Genomic DNA, 19,524 nt, shown 5'->3' with positions numbered 1-19,524 from the left:
CGCGCTCCGGGCCGGCGGAGTCGCAGGAGGCGCCGGCCGCCGCCCGGGCCGCCGCGGCCGAGCTCGGCCAGCGCGCCGCCCCAGCCCGACCCGGCTACGGCTCCCGCTCGTAGCCCTCCTCGTCCCAGCCGACATCGAACTCGTCGCCGTCGGCCAGGGCGCCCGCCTGGTCCTCGGTCTCCAGGATCCGCGACTTCGTCAGCAACGGCGGGCCTTCGACCTGCGGTGTTGCCGACGTGCGCAGTGCGGTGGCGTGGGGTTGTCGGCGGTTGATGCGCAATCGGCGCTTGTGCGACGTCTTCGGGCGTCACGCTCGGTGAGGCGCGGCGGGTGCTCGGCCCTGTGTTGTCACCTGGCGACGTCGGTGACGTAGTTGACGGCGGATGCGGCGTCGTCGGTGGTGTGGGTGGGCCGGTAGGCCGTTTCCGTCGATGGCCGGCTGCCCGACACCCAGACACTGTGTGCGCCGATGCCCGTCGCGCCGCCGATGTCGGCGTGCGGTGAGTCACCGATCACCCAGGCGCCGGGAAGGGAGGCGTCGGTGGCGGCCGCTGCCGCGTGGAAGATCTCCGGTGCGGGCGTATTGTGGCCGATCGCCTCGGAGATCACCCAGCCGTGGACGATGCGGTCCAGTCCGTCTTCCTGATCTTCTCTTCCTGCATTCCGATGCGACCGTTGGTGACGATCGCGCAGGTCCAGCCATCGATGATCGCCTTGCCGAGTGCTTCGCAGGTGGCGTCGGGCAGGACGACGCGATCGGCGGCACCATGGTCGAGAAAGGCATGGACAGCACTGTCGGGAACGGTAGTGGCATAGCGGCTGGCGATGGCTGACGGCGGCCAGTAGATACGGCTCTGATCCACTTCTGGCGGTCCGGTGACGGACAGTCACAGGCGGCTGGAAGGACGGCCGTTCGTGTGATTGCAGCGTGCTCTCGGCGGTCTTTGACCATCTGTCGTCTGTGGTGGTCGAGGAGGTCGTGGTGGACGATGCCGCGCTGGCCTTTGCGGCGCGGACCGCACCCCGGGAGGCGGCCTGCCCAGGCTGTGGCACGGTGTCTGCGCGTGTCCACGGCGGGTACCGGCGGCGCCTGGCCGACCTGGCGGTGGCCGGTCGGAGGGTCGTGATCGACCTGGCGGTGCGACGGTTTAGGTGCCAGGCAGCGGAGTGCGGACGCCGTACGTTCGTCGAGCAAGTGGAGGGGCTCACCGAGAGGTTCGCGCGGCGCACATCGTCCTTGCGCCGAACGCTGGAGAAGATCGCGCCGGCCCTGGCGGGGCGCCCTGCGGCCCGGCTGGCCCGGTACCTGTCGATCCCCACCAGCGCGAACTCCCTGCTCAGGCTGGTGCGCAGGCTCCCGGACAAGCAGCCGGACACCGCACCGCGCGTGATGGGTGTGGACGATTTCGCATGCAAGAAGGGCCACGTCTACGGCACGATCAGCGTGAACGTGGAGACAGGCGAGCCGGTGGACGTGCTGCCCGACCGCACCGCGGACACGCTCATATCCTGGCTGCGCGACCATCCCGGCGCCGAGATCGTGTGCCGGGGCAGGGCCAGCGCCTACGCCGAGGCCGTCCGCACCGCCTGCCCCGACGCCATCCAGGTCGCGGACAGGTATCACTTGTGGATCAACCTGTGCGAGGCAGTCGAGAAGTGCGTCGCCGAACACCGAGAGTGCCTGGCCGAGCCCGCCGCCGACACGGCAGCCGACGCCACCACCGGGCAGGACACCGACCCGGTGGCCGAGTAGGTGCCGGCCCCGATGGAGGAACTGCGCGCGATCAAGCGACGCGAGCGCCATACCGCAGTCCTCGAATCCACGGCTATTCGCCCTATCAACACCGGCGTTGGAACGAGGGCTGCACGGACGCGGCACGGCTTCATGCCGAGATCGTCGAACTTGGCTACTGCGGCAGTAAGCGGACCGTCCGCCGCCACCTGCAACAGATCCGGACCAGCGGCAAACCCGCACCCGACAAGCCCAAAGAGCTGACCGTCCGGAAAGCCACCTGGCTGATCACCGCCCACCCCGACAAGATCGACGAGAGCAACGCGCTCAAGCTCAAGCAACTCTTGTCCCGATGCGCGGAGTTGGATGATGTCACTGACTGCGTGCGCGCCTTCGCCCGCATGATGATTGAGCGCCGCGGGACCGAATTCGACGCCTGGCTTACCCGCGCACCACGGCCAACGTCTACTGCTGGAAGAACTCCGGCGGCACCGGCGCCGCCTACTGCGACGACCTCGCGGTGGAAGCCCTCTGCTCCGCCACCAACACGGTCACCAACCCGGGCTTCGAGGCAGGCGCCCTCACACCCTGGGCCCAGAGCACGGGCACGGCGTCCAGCGTGGTCGCATCCAACGCCCGCTCCGGTACGTACGCCCTGCAGACCGGAGTCAGCGCCAGCGGTGCCATCCAGACGGTCGGCGGACTCACCTCCAGCGGGACCTATCTGCTCGCCGGCTGGGCCAAGGCGGCCACAGCCGGCGAGGAAGTGGCGGTGGGCATGAAGAGCTTCGGCGGTACGGAGACGTACCTGAAGACCTCGACGACGTCCTACGCCCAGCAACCGATCTTCTTCACGACCGGCGCGACCGCCACTTCGGCCGGCGCCAACTGCTACAAGAACCGGCTCCTCAGCCGGATACTGCGACGACTACACCCTGATCAAGCTCTCCTGACCGTCGTCGACGCATCCTGAAAGACATCCCTCCCTCGCACAGCGCGGGCCGGCATCACCCGGCCCCCGCTGTGCGTCTGAGCTTGTTCCGGTGTGACGGGCACCCTCGGTGTGGCGGGCAGGCTGCGACCCCAATTGCGAGGACGTCCCCGTGTGAGCCCAGCCAGTGATGCAGCCCCTGATGCCAGTCCTCACTGTCAGTCGTCAATCCTCTGCGGGGCGCGGGGTGCCCACGCGCCCCGCGCCCTCAGGCGACCGTCCCCGCTGCTCCTCAACGGCAGGCCGCAGCGGAGAAGAGGAACGGTCGCAGGCAGTCAGTCAGGAGGGGATGATTTGCCATTGCTGCCGCGCCTGTGACGCAGACGGCTGCTGCTCGATGTTGGCTCCGTCGGCGATGCTGCCCTCGTCGACGGCGAGGGAGAGCCCGCTGTAGCGGTTGATGAGGAAGTAGTGTCCGTCACCGGTGGGCGTGACGGCCCAGTGCTGCTGGGGGGCGCGGGCGTCTGCCCAGATGCCGACGTTGCCGCCGTCCTCGCGGGCGAGACCCGCGACCTCCAGAAGCTTGCCGCTGCCCACACCCTTGATCTTGTAGTAGCCGTCGCCGGTGCTGGTGAAGGTCCACTTCTGGTTCGCCTGGTTGAGCCATGGCCACTGATCGACGTTGGTGCCGTTGGCGGTGCGCGCGCCCTCCACGTCGGCGACCTTGCCACTGTGCCGGGCGACCAGCCGGTAGACGGTGCCGTCGCCGGGCAGTGTGGTGGACACCAGGGCCGGCTTGACCGACCGGCCGCCGATCCTGACGCCGCTGATGTTGGCGTAGCCGCCGGTGGCTGCGTCGACCTGGATCCGTACGAAGCCCACGTTCCGGTTGGGCCACTCGACCAGCTTGGTCTTCTGGTTGCCGGCCCAGGTGCCGGTGGCGACCTGGGTGAAGTTGACCCCGTCGGTGCTGGTGAGGATGGTGTACGAGGTGATGTCGCCGTCGGTGGAGTTCGTGCGGTTCCACTGCTTGGGCAGGTACTCCAGGGTGGAGACGTTGCTCCACACCCCGCCCAGGTCGATGGTGAGGGACTGCGGCAGCGGCAGGCCCCAGGTCGACCAGCAGGTTTCGTAGCGGACGTCGCTGAGTCCGTCGATGGCGTTGAGCGGTCCCTCGCCGTTGTGGAAACCGGTGGCGTACGCGCTGACCGGTGTGACGGGGTGCTCGGCGCGCAGCATCTGGGTGGGCAGCGGCGGCCGGGAGGTGTTGGGGCTCCAGACCGCGCCGACCTCGGCCAGCCGGTTGACGACGTTGGTGTCCAGCAGGCCGTTGCGGTTGGGCGGGCAGTTCAGGATGAAGGAGGTGTACTTCGGTTCCAGGTCGGCCAGGTGCGAGAGGATCGCGTCCTTGCTCATCAGGCCTTCGGTCGGGGTGGAGGGGTGCCAGAACCAGCCGTTGCTGATGGTCTGTCCCTGCATGCCGGCGTAGGTGTTGCCCGCCGGCGCCGTGACACCCAGCGGCTCCTCGAAGAAGATCGCGTCGCTGAGGAAGGGCTCCGACAGTCCGCCGATGTCGATCATGACGCAGTCCGGCTGCAGCTCCTTCACGAGCGAGCGGATCCTCTGGTAGGAGACGGCCTGCTGTCCCATCTGCCATGCGTAACCGTCGGTCATGAACATGTCGATGGTGCCGTAGTTGGTGAGCAGCTCGCGAATCTGACCGAGCATGAAGGTCATGTCGCCGGGCTGGATGGCATCGGTGATTTCGAGCCCGGTCACCTTGTGCCGGCTCTCCCATGCCTCGACGCCGAAGGTGCGGTCCCAGATCGAGTAGTAGAACCCGACCTTCAGCCCCTTCGCCCGGAACGCGTCGCAGTACGCCCGCACGACGTCCTGCTTGTAGGAGCTGTTCGCGACGTTCTGGGTGCCGTAGGCGCTCGGCCACAGGGCGAAGCCGTCGTGGTGCTTGGTGGTCAGGATGCCATAACTCATCTTCGCGGCGACCGCCGCGTCGGCCCACTGTGCGCAGTTGACGCTCGGGGGAGCGAAGAGGGTGGGGCTCTGGTTGGGTTCGGCCCACTCCTGGTTGGTGAACGTGCCCAGGCTGAAGTGGTTGAACATGCCGAACCGCATGTCGACCATCTTGCTCAGGTTGGTCTGTGTGTCCGCGGCGGCCGCCTGCGACAGAAGGCCGGAGAGGCCGGGGATGACCGGCAGGGCGGTCGCGGCGGTTGCCGCACCCGCAGCGCCGAGAAACGTACGGCGAGTCATTCTTCGTGAGGACATGGCCCACTCCCAGGGATTGATGGCATGGGGTTGCGGTGATCACACCCAGAGCGGCATCCGACGCCGGCCCGGGTATCGAGGCGTGCCTGCACGCCCTGGGCAGTACACCTGTTGCGGGTCAGCATCCGAGGCGATCACAGTTACATCGGATGTATTAACGGGCATCAATTCGGTGTCTGTCCAGAGGGTAGACGTGAATCAAGGGAACAGCCAGCAATTCACTCATAGATCAGATTGAGCGACCGGGACACGCCGTCTACTATCAGCCGATAGATCGGATGAATGGGGAACCTGCATCCTCACGGACGTCCTCCTAGCAGTCGGACACGAGAGCGCCTCAAGGCGGGCCGTCATGCGCCACCGGACAGTCCTGTGTCCGAGACCTGCTCGTCCGCGATCACGACGATGTCGAGCGTTCGCGGTCCGTGACCGCGTTCTTCAGCGCGAAGGTGCCGCCGAAGCCGCAGCAGGACTCGGCGGCGGTCAGTTCGACCAGGTCGATGCCCTTCACCGCGCGCAGCAACCTGAGTGGTCGGCCGCCGACCCGCAGCATGCGCAGGAGTAGCAGGTCGGGTGGTAGGTGACCCGGTGGGGGAAGTGGGCGCCGACGTCGGTGACGCCGAGGACGTCGACGAGGAGCTCCGACAGCTCGTACACGGTAGCCGGTGTTGAAGTGCATCTGGCCGCAGCAGGTCTGGCTCTGCGGGAACTCCACGGTGTGGCCGAGCCGTTCCAGCAGTTCGGTCACCGCGTGGCCGGTGCGGGGGAACATCATGTCGTTGAAACAGGTGATGAAGAGAGCTATGTGCATGGTGCCTCCTGGGTGGCCGGGGAGCCGGTGACGGTCAGGCCGTAGGTCCGCAGGGCGGTTCCGGTGAAGACCTCGTGGCGTTCGGAGGGATCGAGGGTGGCCGTCAACTCACGTGCTACGGCGATGACTTCGGCGTAGGTGGCGGCCAGTCGGCAGACGGGCCAGTCGGAGCCGAACATCAGCCGCCGCGGGCCGAAAGCGTTCAGCACCGTGTCGGCGTACGGCCGGAGGTCCTCGACGCACCACCGGTCCAGGTCGGCCTCGGTCACCATGCCGGAGAGCTTGCAGACGGTGTTGGGCAGCGAGGCCAGCAGGCGCACCGCGTCCGCCCATGGCCGCAGCTCGCCCGAGGCGATGGGGGCTTGCCCGCGTGATCGAGTACGAAGGTGAGGCCGGGAAGCAGTTGGGCGGTCTGATGGGCGACCGCGAGCTGATGGGGCCTGATGACCAGGTCGTACACGAGCCCCGCTTCGGCCACCGCTGCAAACCCGCGCAATACGTCTGGCCGCAGCAGCCAGCGAGGATCGGATTCGCCCTGCACCTGGTGGCGGATGCCCACCAGGTGCTCGCCACCCGGCCCCTCGCGCAGCGCCGCGAGCGCGCGGGCGGCATTGGGGGATGTCAGGTCGGTCCAGCCCACGACGCCGGCCACCAGGTCGCTGTCCTGTGCCAATGCCAGGAACTCGGGAGTTTCCTCCGGCACGTCGATCGTCTGGACCAGGACCGTCGCCGTGACGCCGGCTGTCCGGACCTCGGACTCCAGGTCGGCGAGCAGGAAGTCGCGGCGCAGCGGGGCGAGTTCCGGTCCGGTGATCCAGTCCTGGTCGCGGACGGAGAGGTCCCACACGTGGTGGTGTGCGTCCATGACGCCCTCAGCGGTGTTCCCCTCCATGGCGGTCATCTCCACGACTCTTCGACTCCTCCTTCGGTCGATCGGCATCGTCGACCGGTGTGGCGGCGGGGACGGGGGCGTGCGGGGGCAGCAGACCCTCGGCGCTCAGTCCGTCCCAGAGCGCGGCCGGTACCGTTCGCCGCAGTTCGTCCACCGTGTCGCGGACCTCCTCGGCGGAACGCGCGCCGGACAGTACGCTCGCGACCGCCGGATGGCCGAGCGGGAAGCGCAGAGCGGCTGCGCGCAGCGGTACGCCGTGGCGTTCGGTGACCGCCTTCATGCGCAGGGCCCGGTCCAGTACATGCTGTGGGGCGGGTGCGTAGTCGTACGTGGCCCCGGCTTTCGGGTCGGTGAGCAGGCCCGAATTGAACACCCCGCCGACGATGACACTCCTGCCTCGGGCGGCGGCCTCCGGCAGCACCTCCGCAAGCCCCTGCTGCTCCAGCAGGGTGTAGCGGCCGGCGAGCAGCACCACGTCGATGTCGGTCTCGCGCAGGAAGCGGGCGGGGAGCGCGCACTGGTTCACTCCGATGCCGATCGCGTTGACGACGCCTTCACCGCGCAGCCGTTCCAGCACTGGGTACGCCTCGGTGAGAGCCTGCTCGGCGTGGTCGTCCGGGTCGTGCAGCAGGGCGATGTCCACACGGTCAAGGCCGAGGCGGTCCAGGCTCGCTTCCAGGGAGCGCAGGACGCCGTCGGAGCTGAAGTCCCAGACGCGGCGGTGGGTGTCGGGCACGGCGAAGCCCTGGGCGAGATCGTCCCCGTGGCTTCCTTCGGGTCGGGGTACGAGCAGTCGTCCGACCTTGGTGGAGACGGTGTACCTGTCGCGGTCGCGGTCGCGCAGCGCGGCGCCCAGGCGTCGCTCGGACAGCCCGAGTCCGTAGTGCGGGGCAGTGTCGAAGGTGCGTACACCCGCGTCCCAGGCCGCCTCCACCGTGGCGAAAGCGGCCTCGTCGGTGACCGGGCGGAAGAGGTTGCCGATGCCGGCGGCCCCGAACGACAGCTCGGTGACCCTGACACCGGTGGCGCCCAGCGTCGTCTCTCTCATGCGCCGACCGCCGGGCGCAGCCGGAGCCCCTGCATGCCACCGTCGACGGCGAGGGCTATGCCGGTGACGGACCCTGCGGCGGGGCTCGCCAGGTAGACCGCGGCCGCCACCTCGTCCGCGGCGACCAGACGGCCCAGGGGCTGGCGTGCGTCGAGGGCGGCGCGTTCCGCCTGCGGATCGTCGGCGGCGTCCAGGAGCCTGGTCACCCAGGGTGTGTCGACGGTGCCGGGGTTGACGCAGTTGACGCGGATGCCCTCATGGACATGGTCTGCGGCCATCGCCAGGGTCGGCGACAGCACTGCGCCCTTGCTGGCGGAGTACAGGGCGCGCTGGGGAAGGCCCGCGGTGGCCGCGATGGAGCATATGTTGACGACCGCCGCGTGCGACGAGCGCCGTAGATACGGCAGGGCGGCGCGGGTGGTGCGCACCGTCCCGAGGACGTTGACGTCGAGGACGCGGTGCCACTCCTCGTCCGGGTTGTCCTCGATGGTACCCACGGCACCGATGCCCGCGTTGTTCATCAGGATGTCCAGGCCACCGAGCTGCCCGGCAGCGGTCTCCACGGCGACACGTACCGATGCGTCGTCGCCGAGGTCGGCCTTGATGGCGATCAGCGGCTCGGCGGCGCCGGAGGGGTCGAGGTCTAGGACGGCCACCGTGGCGCCGTGCTCGGCCGGCATCCGGGACGTGGCCGGCCCGATGCCGGACGCGCCGCCGGTGACGGCGGCCTTGAGCCCTGACAGACCGCTCATGCCGTTCACGTTGCTCAAAGGGGCGCCTTTCACGCTTGGCCGAAGGTCTGGCGCTGGGCGCCGAGGCCGTCGACGGAGAGCTCGACGGTGTCGCCGGGCCGGAAGTAGGGGGTGCCGGGGAGGCCGAGGGCCACGCCCGCAGGCGTACCGGTGTTGATCACGTCGGCCGGCTCCAGGACCATGTACTGGCTCAGGTACGCCACGATGTGGCCGACCGGGAAGGTCATGTCGCCGGTGTGGCCGTTCTGCCGCTTCACCCCGTTGACGCTCAGGTGCAGGCCGAGGTCCTGCGGGTCGCCGGCCTCGTCGGCCGTGACCAGCCACGGACCGAGCGGATTGAAGGTCTCCCAGGACTTGCCCAGGTCCCACTGCGACGAGTACTCCAGCTGGAACTCGCGCTCGGAGACGTCATGGCTGATCGTGTACCCCGCGATCACGGCCCACGCTGCTTCCGGACCGTCGAGGTAGCGGGCCCGCCGCCCGATGACGACCGCCGGCTCGACCTCCCAGTCGGTCTTCACGGAGCCGCGGGGGATCAGCACCTCGTCGTATGGCCCGACCACCGTCCCCGGGTCCTTCATGAACACCACCGGCCGTGGGGGGATCGCCGCACCGGTCTCGGCGGCGTGGTCGCGGTAGTTCAGACCGACGCAGACGATCTTGCCGGGGCGGGCTACGGGTGCTCCGATCCGTACACCGTCCGCGTCCAGCTCGGGCAGACTTCCCGCCGCGACCGCCTCCCGGGCCCGCTCGACACCGTCCGAGGCGAGGAAGGCGCCGTCGATGTCGGAGGTTACGGACGACAGATCAAGCAGCCGACCCTCCTCGGTGCGGACGGCGGGCCGCTCCTCGCCCGGCGTGCCGACTCGTAGAAGTTTCACGGCCTTTCCTTGCCATGCGTGGTTGTCAAGTGGCTCGGGCGAGGGATGGGGGGTGACCGTCACGGTGTGCCGGACTCACTCAGATGCCAGATCTCGGTCAGGTCCGACCAGTTGCCCCCGGTGCCGGTATCGGCCCAGGGCTCCTGGCAGGGGCCGGTGAGCTTCCACCATGCCTGGGTGGCCGGGTCGCCGCCGATAGCGGCCATGTCGGCCTCGAAGTCGTCGCCGTGGTACTCGAAGTAGCCGAACAGCGTGTCCTCGCGCACAAAGATGCTGTAGTTGCGGATGTTCGCGGCCCGCAGCGCGGCCTCGACGCCCGGCCAGACCGCGGAGTGCAGGCGCAGATACAGCTCACGGTGCTCGGGCCGCAGGCGGATCGTCTGGGCAACCCGTTTCATCTGGGTCCTTCCGGTGAGTGCGGGCGGCGTTGCCGGACAGCGCGCCCTGGGCATGCCTGGTGACGCATGGGCAGGGGTGTGGCTGCCGCCTCACTCCTTTGTCGCGCCGGCGAGCATGCCGGACACCAGGGCTCGTTGGGAGAAGAGGAAGACGATCAGGACCGGCACGATGGTGACGAGAGTGGCCAGGGCCAGTTCGGGTCGCATGATCTGGTTTCCCGTGCCGCTGGAGGTGTTGAACAGCGGTGAGGCGGCGAGCAGGTTGTTCAGCCCCACCTGCGCCGGGTATTGGGAGCTGTCGGGCAGCATCACGAACGGCAGGAAGAAGTTGTTCCAGTTGCCGACGAAGTTGAAGAAGCCGACCAGGGCGATCACGGGCTTGGCCAGTGGCATCGCGACGAGCCGGAAGACCTGCCACTCCGAGCAGCCGTCGATCCGCGCGGCGGACAGCAGGTCGGAGGGGACGTTGGAGGAGAAGTAGATGTAGGTGAGGTAGACCCCGAACGGGAAGAAGGAGAAGGGCAGGATCACCGACCAGATCGTGCCGTCCAGGTGCACGGCGTTCATCCCCAGGTACAAGGGCAGCACCATCGCGGCGGTCGGCATGAGCATCACGAGCATGGTGATGGTCAGCAGTATCCGGCGCCCGATGAACTGGGTGAGAGCCAGCGCGTACCCGGCGGGGATCGATGTCACGAGGGTCACGGCCAGCGCGCCGAACGTGTAGAGCGCCGAGTTCTGCAGCCAGGTGAGGATGGCGCCGTCCTGGAACGCGTAGAGGTGGTGCCAGGCGTCGGCGACCGCGCCGAGAGAGCCGAAGGAGAACGGGTTGTCCCGCACGATCTGGCTGTCGGTCTTGGTCGGGGCCAGCAGGAGCCACACCACCGGCACACAGAAGAACAGCGCGGACAGGCCCATGACGATGAGCCAGGCCAGCCGGGCGGCCAGTGAGCTTGGGCGGCGCTTCCGGCGCATGGGCTTCCTCGGGCTGGTGCGGGCGTCGGAGTTGTGGCGCGGCTGGGTTCGGCGGGCTGTGGTCGTGGGGGCTGTGGTCATCTTTCGTCCCTGTCGAACAGGCCGGTACGGAAGACGACGAGCGCCGCGCAGGCAAGGCCCAGGATGAGGAGGTCGACGGAGAGCGCCGCCGCGCCGTTGAAGTCGCCTGCCTGGAAGGCGTACTGGTAGGAGAGCTGGTTCGGTGACCAGCTGTCGGGGATCATGCCCCAGCTGGCGAGGGAGACCAGTTGCGGCTCGACGAAGAGCTGGGTGCCGGCCGCGAAGGCCAGGATCAGCATGTACGCGATCCACTTGGTGATCATCGGGATCTGGATGCGAAGGGCGATCTGGAGCGTACTGGCGCCATCGATGCGAGCGGCCTCCAGGATTTCGTCGGGGATGCTGTTGAGCGCGCCGTACATCACCACGATCCAGCCGCCGGCCCCGGTCCAGAAGGCGATGACCGTGAAGAGCACCGGTAGGTGGCCGGGGGCGTTGACCTGGGCGAGGGTGTTCCAGCCAAAGCTCTTCAGCAGCCAGCCGACGGGACTGGCCGCCGGGTCTAGCAGGATCAGCCAGAGCAGTACGCTCGCCACCCCGGCGAGGGCACCCGGCAGGTAGAACAGGAACCGCAGGCTGGTGGAGGCCCTGCGCATGCGGCCGTGCAGCATCAGCGCGAGCAGGACCACCAGGATCATCAGGCTGGCCAGCCAGACCAACAGGTACAGGCCGATGTGGAGGAAGGCCGGTCCGAAGCGGTAGTCGGTGAACGTCCGGGTGAAGTTGCCGATGCCGACGAGCTGGTTGCGGGAGTTGGACAGCGCCAGCCACACCGCATAACCGGTGGGCAGGACGCCGAAGGCGAGCAGGAGGAGGACATAGCCGGAGACGAAGACGTAACCGGCGCGTCCGACCGGGTTGCGGGCGGAGCGGCCGCGTCGGCCGCTCCGCTCCGTCGCGAGGTGGGTGGTCATCGGTCCGCTTCGCTAGTTGACGGTGTACCCGAGGGACTTGGCCTTGTCAGTGATGGCCGTCTGCCAGGTGCCCAGGGTGTCGGTGAGGGTCTTGCCGGAGTTCAGGGCCGGGATCACGGTGGAGGAGTAGATCGCTTCCTGGCTGTACTGGGTGGCAGACCAGCCCGGCCAGATGAGTTCCGCCGCCTCCTGGAAGACCGGGCCGACGTCCTCGGCGAAGTAGCCGGTCTTCTTCTGGCCGGCCAGCCAGGCGACGGCTGCCTTCTTGTACGCGGGATACGTGCCCGCAGTGGCCTGGTAGGCGTTGGAGGTCGTCATCCAGGTGACCAGGTCGGAAGCTGCCTTGAGGTTCTTGCTGTGGGAGGAGACGAACCACAGTCCGCCGCCGACGTTGCCGGTGTAGTTCTTGGCGTCGCCCTCGAACTTCAGCGGTGAGGCGGCGGCCATCTGCCCCTTGGGGATCTTGAAGGTGGAGTTGAAGAGCACCTGGCCGTACCAGGAAGGGCCGGGGAGCATGAGGACCCTGCTCGCCTTGTTCTTGATGAAGCCGGCGCTGAAGACGGTGTCCTTGGAGACCGAGCCCTTGGCGATCAGGCTGTCGAGCAGCTTGGCCATCCGGGTGCACTTGGAATCCTGCAGGTCGACCTTGACCTTCTTGTCGCCCGTCGCCGTGCCGGCAGGGCACTGGCTCGCCCAGAAGTACACCTCGGGGCTCCAGGCGTCCCCGGCGGTTCCGATCAGGTAGCCGGGGTGCTCCTTGGCGACCTTCTCGCCGAGTGCCTGGTACTCCTCCCAAGTGGTCGGGACGGAGTACCCGAACTCGTCCATGAGCTTCTTGTTGTACCAGAGCACGTTCTGCGCCAAGTCGTTGCGCAGGCAGTAGGTGTCGCCGTTGAAGGTGCAAGGGCCCAGCGCGCCGTCGGCGAAGCCCTTGAGCGTGGACTGGGAGACCACGCCCTGGTTCACGGGCGCGGCATAGGGAGTCTTGCCCTGGGATGCCCAGCTGGCGTCGTTGACATTGGCGCTGAAGGCGACGTCGGGCCACCCGCTGCCGGCCCAGTCGAACAGCTGGACCTTGGTCTGCAGGTCGTTGGCGCCGTTGGCGTCCCCGCTGTACGTGACGATCTTGATCTTCACGTCCGGGTGCGTCTTCTGATACGCCTGCACGCCGGGCACACGGGCGGCGTCCGCCCAGACCGTGATCTCACTGCCCTGCTGCTGAGCCACGGGCTTGAAGGCCGCCGGGGAGGAAGTCGCCGTGGGTGTGGGGTCCGCGCTGCCGCAGGCAGCGAGCGCGAGCAGCGAGACGGCGCCCAGGACGGCGACGGCCGTGTGCCTGAGCTGGCGGCGGGAGGAAACCGGAACGTCGTCGTTCATGACTGGCCTCAGATCTCGGGAAATGGCGCACAGCGGTGAGAGGCGCCGCGCTCGGGGTGTTCGGGACAGGCCGTCGGGCCTGGGGCTCCCGTCATCAGGCCCGGGGCGGGGTGACGGTCTCCTTGTCGACAAAAGCCTGAACGGCGGGAGGGTAATCCAGGCCCGCCGGAAGGGCGACGCCCGGACCGGTGGGGGCATGAACGAGGCCGCGGGCGTCGATGCCACTCTCGCGACCGATGGGATTGCCCATGACCAGCGACTCGTAGTAGGTGGTGTTCGAGATGGCCATGCACAGGTGCCGGTTGGGGATCTCCGGCCCGTGCACCTCGGCGCGCAGCCGGTAGGCGTCGGCGAGGTGGGCGGTGCGCATCGCGCCGGTGAAGCCGCCGCGCAGTTGCGTGGAGGCGCGGACTCCGAAGGTGGCGGCGCCGGCCTGGATGAAATCGGCCGAGTTCATGTGCGCCCCGTCGGAGGTCTCGGCCACGAGGAGGGGAACGGCCACCGCGTCGGCGAGGCGCTTGTACGCGGTGACACTGAACTCCCTCATCGGCTCCTCATACCAGAGGTAGTCGGCGTCCGAGAGAGCGTGCCCGAGATGGATCGCGTCGGGGAGGTCGAAGCCCGCCGACCCGTCGAACATCAGTGGCACGTCGTCCCCCACGTGCTCGCGCAATGCCACCGACAGGCGGGCGTCGCGGCGGGCGTCACCCCAGGCGTGGAGCTTGATGGCGGGGTAGCCGAGTTCCAGGGCCTGGTCGGCGATGTCCAGGTACTCCTCGACCGAGGAGTAGGTGACAGTGGAGGCGTACGCCGGTATAGAGGTGCGGTAACCGCCGAGCATCTGCCAGGTGGGCCGGTCGGCGAGTCGTCCGGCCAGGTCCCACAGCGCGGTGTCGACCAGCCCCAGCAGATAGAGCGGTAGCTCCTCCGTGCGGTCCAGCTCCCACATGCGATGCCAGAGCCATTCCCGCTGCAGGGGATCCTGCCCCACCAACTCCTTGCGCAGCACGCGGTCCAGCAGGTCCGCCAGGATGACCCCGCTGCCCCGCCGAGGGGACATCGCCACCCCCTCGACCCCTTCGTCCGTGCAGATGCGCAGCACCGCGGCCTCACCCTCGGACGGGCTGCCCAGGAGTCCGTCGCGCCAGACGAAGGGCGGACTGACTTGGGGCACCCGGACCGGATGGCACTCGACTTCGGTTATGCGCACGGCTTGCACCCCTTGGAGCGGAAGTACTGCTGCGAAATTTTCGTGTAACATAAGTCGTCATACGAATGCTGTCAAGAAGTCCCGCACAGTAGACTCGCCGCCATCCGCATCAGCAAAGGGGACCCGCATGGCCAAGGACCACACCGGCAGAACGGGAGAGCCGCCCGTGCTCAAGCCCTGGCCCAAGCGTCCGGCCCGACTGGCGCAGGCCGTCATAGAGAGCCTCACCGACACAATCGTGTCGGGCGCCATTCCTCCAGGATCGACCCTGCCGGTCGAACCCGAGCTCTGCGAGACATTCGGCGTCAGCCGCATCACTATCCGCGAGGCGGTCAAGTCCCTGGAGGCCAAGGGGCTGGTCCTCGCCCGGCAGGGCTACGGCACCACCGTCACCCCGCCCGAGGAATGGAACCTCCTCGACCCCGTCGTGCTCGCCGCTACCGTCCAGCATGACGACCAACTCGTCGTCCTCGACCAGTTGGTCGACATCCGGTCGACGCTGGAAGCCCAGATGACAGCCCAGGCCGCGGAGCTGGCCACTGACGACGACCTGCGAGCCATCGAGCGACTGCTCGCCCGGCTCGACGAGGAGACCGCCGACCCGGCACGCTTCATCGAGACCGATGTGGCCTTCCACGACCGGATCATGCAGGCATCCCACAACAGGCTCGGCCGTTCCATCATCCGGATCCTCCACGCCCAGGCGCGCACGACATATCTGTACAACGGCACACCGGACGCGACCGCGTGCGAGCGGGCCAACGCGGAGCACCGCGCAGTCGCCGAGCGGCTGCTTGCCCGGGACTCCGAGGGGGCCGCGCAAGCCATGGCGGCACACATCCAGACCGCTTGGAGCCGCCGCCGCGTGCCGAACGTCGACTCGCCCGCCTCCTGAGAGGTCTCCCACCGACTCGCCCTCGAGCCAAACAGGCCGGGGGCGTTCGCATGTCCAGGTCCGGCCGAGTCGGCAGCGCGCGACCTATTGACGAAATTCGTATGACGTCTAATGTTACACCGCTATTACCCCTTCCCCCTCTTCCCGCTGGGCTCTCCCCTGCCCGCAAGCACACCACGGGCCCCTGAACCTCCCGGAAGGTGTCACATGCGAACAACCCGCATACGTCCCGCGGTTCCTGACCGTCTCAGGTCATGGCTGGCCACAGCCGCCGTCCTCACTGCCTCGACCGCGGCAGTCCTCACCCAGGCCGGCCCCGCCTTCGCGGCCGGCACGACGCTCCACGCCGCACCGAACGGCTCCGGGACCGCCTGCTCCGTGAGCCGGCCGTGCTCCGTCACCCAGGCCAAGACCAAGGTGCGGGCGACCAACAGCTCCATGAAAGGCAACATCACCGTCGAGCTCGCCGACGGCACCTACCGGCTCTCCGCGCCGCTCGCCTTCACCTCGGCGGACTCCGGCACAGGCGGCTACACGGTGACCTGGAAGGCCGCGCTGGGCGCCCATCCCGTCATCACCGGAGCGCAGAAGGCCACCGGCTGGACCGTGCAGGACTCGGCCAAGAACATCTGGAAGAGCAACGTCGGCACCGGCTTCGACACGCGCCATCTGGCCGTCGACGGCGTCCTGGCCACCAGGGCCCGCACCGCCGTCCCCCGCTCGGACCTGACCGCGACCACCAGCGGCTACACGTTCACCAACAGCTCGCTGAGCTACCTCAACAGCCTCGCGCAGCCCGGCCGGACTGAAATTCACGGCATCGGATCCTTCACCGACCGCTATGCCCCGGTGACCAACATCAACAGCGGCACCATCACCATGGCCCAGCCCTCGTGGAACAACAACACGTTCGGCTACGACACCCTGACGAGCCCCTTCCGGGCCGGCCCCCTCTACATCGAGAACGCCTACGAGTTCCTCGACACGGCCGGCGAGTGGTACCTCGACACCGCTACCGGCACCTTGTACTACAAGCCGCTCGCCGGGCAGGACATGAGTGAGGCCGACGTCGAGGTGCCGAAGCTGGAGTCGCTCATCGGCGTCGGAGGGACGTACTCCTCCCCCGCCACCCACATCGCCTTCTCGGGGCTGCAGTTCTCGGGCACCAGTTGGCTGGACCCCACCGCCCACGGCTACGCCAGTCAGCAGACCGGCGCGTACATCTCCGGTACCTGGGACCGCCCGTCGGACGCGCTGACCTCGTGCCAGAGCGGCTGCCGGCTCTTCGAGGCGGCACGCCCTCACTGGGAGCAGATGCCCGCCGCTGTCCAGGTCTCGGCCGCCGACCACATCACGTTCACCGGTAACCGGTTCACCCAGCTCGGGCAGGGCGGCCTCGGCATCGGCAACGACGCCAACGCCCACACCACCGGCGTGGGACTCGGTGCCGACACCATCACCGCGACGGGCAACGTCTTCACCCAGGACGCGGGCGGCGGCATCGTCGTCGGCGGCATTCAGGCGGACGCGCATCACCCCAGTGACAGCCGGATGACCAACCGGAACATCACGCTGAGCAACAACCTCATCCACGACGTGGCGCTGGAATACCGCGACATGTCGGCCATCCTCGTCACCTACGTGAACGGCGCGACCGTCTCGCACAACGAGGTCTACAACCTGCCCTACTCCGGCCTCACCATCGGCTACGGCTGGGGCACCAACGACATCGGCGGCAGCCAGGACTACGTCAACCGGGGCCTGTACAACTACCAGCCCACCTACACGACCGCGACCACCGCCGCGAACAACCACGTCACCGACAACTACATCCACGACCTCATGCAGCAGATGACTGACGGCGGCTGCATGTACACCCTGTCGGCGTCACCGGGCAGCACCTTCGAACGCAACTACTGTCACAGCAACGGCGGTTGGTTCGGCTTCTACCACGACGAGGGCTCCCGGAACTTCACGGACACCAACAACGTCTTCCGGAACACCGGCGAATGGGGCCATGAGAACAGCAATGCGACCAACAACACCGGCGCCCTGACCCTGACCGACAACTGGACGAGCAACAGTTCCGCGAACATCACCAACACCAACGGCCGCGGTGACGTGGTCAGCGGCACCGTCGTCGTCAGCGACGGCAACTGGCCGTCAGCCGCCAAGACGGTCATGAACAACGCCGGTATCCGGCCCCTGTACCGTCCGCTGACCACCGACCCCGTCAGCTCCCCCTACAGCACCTACTCCTCCACCCCCGCCAACACCGGCCAGAGCGGCGGCCACTTCACGATCACCGACGCGGGCGAGGACATCTGGGGTGCCGGCGGACAGCACGAAGACGAGTACGGCACCGTCTTCCGAAACGGGTCAGCTGTCGACGGCACGTCGGTGACCGCCCGGGTCGACAACCTGGACAACACCAGCGGCTGGGCCAAGGCCGGCGTCGTCCTGCGCAACGACCTCACGGACGACGGCTCCTCCGCTGGATACGCGGCTGTGGTGGTGACCCCGAAGAACGGCGTCAGCTTCCAGCGGGACTCCAACGCCGACGGCTACCTCGACCGGCTCACGTCCACCGCTGCCACCGTCAAGGCACCGGTCTGGTTGCGGCTCACCCGCACTGCCACCCGGGTGTCCGCCTACTACTCCACCGACGGATCCACCTTCACTCAGGTCGGATCGGCGGTGACCCTGCCGTCCATGGCGACCACTCAGGATGCCGGTGTCATCCACACAGCCCACAGCACCACCGCCGGCAGCGCGACATTCAGCAACCTGCGAATCGTCACCTCTCCCTACAAGGCATACAGTTCGATTCCGGCCGCCGTCAGCCAAAGTGGCCAAGTGACCTCCCTGACCAGTGCGGGCATCGACGTATGGCGCTCCGGCACGGCATACGACGACGAGTATTCCGCCGCCTACCGGACGGAGGTCGCTGGAACGTCCTCGACCGTCACCGTCCGCGTCACCAGTCAGGACAAGACCAACAGCTGGGCCAAAGCCGGCCTGATGCTGCGAAACAACATCGCCTCCGCCGGCTCGTCCACCGGGTACCTCGTCCTCGCCACCACCCCCGGCAACGGAATCGCCCTGTCGTCGGACTCCAACGGTGACGGCTACCTCGACACCAACACCATCAAGACCGGAAGCGCCACCGTCGCCCCGGTCTGGCTCCGCCTGGTCAGGAGCGGCACGTCGGTCACCGGCTCCTACTCGGCCGACGGCACCACCTGGACCACTGTCGGAACCGCAACGCTGACCGGGGCGAACAGCACCGAGGACGCGGGCATGTTCTCCACGGCCCACGCCGGAAGTATCGGCACCGCGAGCTTCAGTCAGTTCTCCGTCAGCTGACGAAGCGGTTCGGGTCACGATCTCCGAAACGAGCTCCGCGTGCCGGTGCGACCTCCGCACCGGCACGCGGAGCACCGTCATGTCCGGGCCGGCCTGCCGAGCCCCCAAAGTGTGATGCCGGGGGCCGCGGTCAGGGCCTGCCAGTCCCGGCTGCCTCCTCCGCGGTCCGCAAGGATCGGCTCGCCTGATGGTGCAGGGCGTCCGCCGGGGGGGGGGAGGAATTGGGCCACGCCCGTGTCGTGGACCCCGCAGTGGGATGGTTCTCCAGACACCCAGATGTGTCTCACCTACTGGTGCCGTCGTTTCAGGAGCCTGTGCGCGAGGGTGGCCACGGGGCGCGTTCCACGTCGTGCACATGCCGATGTGCGACCCGTTCCGGGTGAAGGCGATCGGTACGTTGCGCGGGGTTCCGTCCTTGGCGACGTAGGCCAGGCGGGTCACGTCACCGGCCGGCAGCTCCTGGCTGATCGGGCGGTTCACAACCTCGATGATCTCGTCGGCTGCATGGTTCGGTTTCGCCTTCTCAGCGCAGATGCTCGGCCAGTCCGACGATGATGCCCTCCGGGCCGCGGACGTAGCAGAGCAGATAGCTGTCCTCGAACCGGGCGATCTCGCCGACGAGTTCGGCGCCGTGAGGGCGCAGGCGGGCAACCGTGTCCTCGATGTCGTCGACGGCGAACATGACGCGGTGCGTGCCCAGAACGTTGTGCGGCCGGTTGCGCGGCCCGGCGCTGATCACCGCGGGGCTGCGGTACTTCGCCAGCTCGAGCCGGCTGTGACCGTCCGGGGTCCGGACCATCGCGATGTCACAGCGGACGCCGTCGAGTCCGGTGCACTGGTCGGCGAAGAAGCCCTCGACTTCCGCCCTGCCCTCCAGCTCCATACCGAGTTCCACGAAGAACGCGATGGCGGCATCCATGTCCTCGACGACGATGCCGACGTTGTCCATCCGCTGAATCGCCATGCCGGCTTCTC

At 68.0% G+C, this 19,524-nt stretch carries 17 protein-coding genes and 2 pseudogenes; 4 read left to right on the top strand and 15 right to left on the bottom strand.

Annotation, left to right across the window (positions count from 1 at the left end; all coding sequences use genetic code 11):
- Positions 1-94 precede the first annotated feature (94 nt).
- The 3 genes from ADL12_RS54170 to ADL12_RS56695 form a co-directional block, all read right to left on the bottom strand.
- Complete coding sequence (locus tag ADL12_RS54170) at positions 95-280, bottom strand: hypothetical protein (protein ID WP_159053255.1); 186 nt, start codon at positions 278-280, stop codon at positions 95-97.
- A 68-nt stretch (positions 281-348) separates the two neighbouring features.
- Complete coding sequence (locus tag ADL12_RS56700; protein WP_062704770.1) at positions 349-609, bottom strand: HAD hydrolase-like protein; 261 nt, start codon at positions 607-609, stop codon at positions 349-351.
- The gene (locus ADL12_RS56695) at positions 606-863 is read right to left on the bottom strand and encodes an HAD family hydrolase (protein ID WP_062704768.1); all 258 of its coding nucleotides are present in this window, start codon (positions 861-863) and stop codon (positions 606-608) included. Before ADL12_RS56695 ends, ADL12_RS56700 begins: the two co-directional genes overlap by 4 nt.
- 65 nt (positions 864-928) lie before the next feature.
- Between ADL12_RS56695 and ADL12_RS23375 the strand changes: the two genes are divergently transcribed.
- Positions 929-1,753: an ISL3 family transposase gene (locus ADL12_RS23375; RefSeq protein ID WP_062704766.1), complete on the top strand. Its 825-nt coding sequence runs from the start codon at positions 929-931 to the stop codon at positions 1,751-1,753.
- A gap of 499 nt (positions 1,754-2,252) precedes the next feature.
- On the top strand, positions 2,253-2,705 hold the full coding sequence (locus ADL12_RS23370) for a carbohydrate binding domain-containing protein (protein WP_062704764.1): 453 nt from the start codon (positions 2,253-2,255) through the stop codon (positions 2,703-2,705).
- A 297-nt stretch (positions 2,706-3,002) separates the two neighbouring features.
- Here ADL12_RS23370 and ADL12_RS23365 read toward each other — a convergent pair whose 3' ends face one another.
- The 11 genes and pseudogenes from ADL12_RS23365 to ADL12_RS23315 all read right to left on the bottom strand — a co-directional run bounded on the left by ADL12_RS23365 (position 3,003) and on the right by ADL12_RS23315 (position 14,288).
- The gene (locus tag ADL12_RS23365; RefSeq protein WP_079052227.1) at positions 3,003-4,949 is read right to left on the bottom strand and encodes an alpha-L-fucosidase; all 1,947 of its coding nucleotides are present in this window, start codon (positions 4,947-4,949) and stop codon (positions 3,003-3,005) included.
- 424 nt (positions 4,950-5,373) lie between these two features.
- A pseudogene (locus ADL12_RS23360) lies at positions 5,374-5,760 on the bottom strand (heterodisulfide reductase-related iron-sulfur binding cluster); the annotation flags it as partial.
- Positions 5,751-6,661: pseudogene (locus ADL12_RS23355) on the bottom strand (amidohydrolase family protein). The pseudogenes ADL12_RS23355 and ADL12_RS23360, both read right to left, overlap by 10 nt.
- A complete protein-coding gene (locus tag ADL12_RS23350; protein ID WP_062704758.1) occupies positions 6,633-7,700 on the bottom strand; it encodes an aldo/keto reductase in 1,068 nt (355 codons plus the stop codon). The pseudogene ADL12_RS23355 and the gene ADL12_RS23350 overlap by 29 nt, the downstream one beginning before the upstream one ends.
- A complete protein-coding gene (locus ADL12_RS23345; protein WP_062704968.1) occupies positions 7,697-8,452 on the bottom strand; it encodes an SDR family NAD(P)-dependent oxidoreductase in 756 nt (251 codons plus the stop codon). The genes ADL12_RS23350 and ADL12_RS23345 overlap by 4 nt, the downstream gene beginning before the upstream one ends.
- A 29-nt stretch (positions 8,453-8,481) precedes the next feature.
- The gene (locus ADL12_RS23340) at positions 8,482-9,333 is read right to left on the bottom strand and encodes a fumarylacetoacetate hydrolase family protein (RefSeq protein ID WP_062704756.1); all 852 of its coding nucleotides are present in this window, start codon (positions 9,331-9,333) and stop codon (positions 8,482-8,484) included.
- Positions 9,334-9,392: 59 nt separating this feature from the next.
- Positions 9,393-9,731 carry an L-rhamnose mutarotase gene (locus tag ADL12_RS23335; protein WP_062704754.1) on the bottom strand — a complete coding sequence of 113 codons (339 nt, stop codon included), beginning with the start codon at positions 9,729-9,731 and terminating at the stop codon, positions 9,393-9,395.
- Between the two features lie 90 nt (positions 9,732-9,821).
- Positions 9,822-10,706: a carbohydrate ABC transporter permease gene (locus tag ADL12_RS23330; protein WP_062704752.1), complete on the bottom strand. Its 885-nt coding sequence runs from the start codon at positions 10,704-10,706 to the stop codon at positions 9,822-9,824.
- Between the two features lie 77 nt (positions 10,707-10,783).
- Positions 10,784-11,701, bottom strand: a complete 918-nt coding sequence (locus tag ADL12_RS23325) for a carbohydrate ABC transporter permease (protein WP_062704750.1) — start codon at positions 11,699-11,701, stop codon at positions 10,784-10,786.
- Between the two features lie 12 nt (positions 11,702-11,713).
- The gene (locus ADL12_RS23320) at positions 11,714-13,078 is read right to left on the bottom strand and encodes an ABC transporter substrate-binding protein (RefSeq protein WP_062704749.1); all 1,365 of its coding nucleotides are present in this window, start codon (positions 13,076-13,078) and stop codon (positions 11,714-11,716) included.
- 94 nt (positions 13,079-13,172) lie between these two features.
- Positions 13,173-14,288 (bottom strand): enolase C-terminal domain-like protein, encoded by a 1,116-nt coding sequence (locus tag ADL12_RS23315; RefSeq protein WP_062704966.1) that lies wholly within the window; start codon positions 14,286-14,288, stop codon positions 13,173-13,175.
- A gap of 127 nt (positions 14,289-14,415) precedes the next feature.
- Between ADL12_RS23315 and ADL12_RS23310 the strand changes: the two genes are divergently transcribed.
- The gene (locus ADL12_RS23310; protein WP_063806717.1) at positions 14,416-15,183 is read left to right on the top strand and encodes a FadR/GntR family transcriptional regulator; all 768 of its coding nucleotides are present in this window, start codon (positions 14,416-14,418) and stop codon (positions 15,181-15,183) included.
- 207 nt (positions 15,184-15,390) lie between these two features.
- Complete coding sequence (locus ADL12_RS23305; RefSeq protein WP_062704745.1) at positions 15,391-18,549, top strand: DUF1349 domain-containing protein; 3,159 nt, start codon at positions 15,391-15,393, stop codon at positions 18,547-18,549.
- Positions 18,550-19,072: 523 nt separating this feature from the next.
- Here the strand turns inward: ADL12_RS23305 and ADL12_RS23300 are convergent.
- Complete coding sequence (locus ADL12_RS23300) at positions 19,073-19,513, bottom strand: VOC family protein (protein ID WP_062704743.1); 441 nt, start codon at positions 19,511-19,513, stop codon at positions 19,073-19,075.
- Positions 19,514-19,524 lie beyond the last annotated feature (11 nt).

The sequence above is a fragment of the Streptomyces regalis genome (assembly GCF_001509475.1).
GTDB lineage: Bacteria > Actinomycetota > Actinomycetes > Streptomycetales > Streptomycetaceae > Streptomyces > Streptomyces regalis.
The sequence above is the reverse complement of the archived record's forward strand: the minus strand, read 5'-3'. Positions and strand labels throughout refer to the sequence as shown.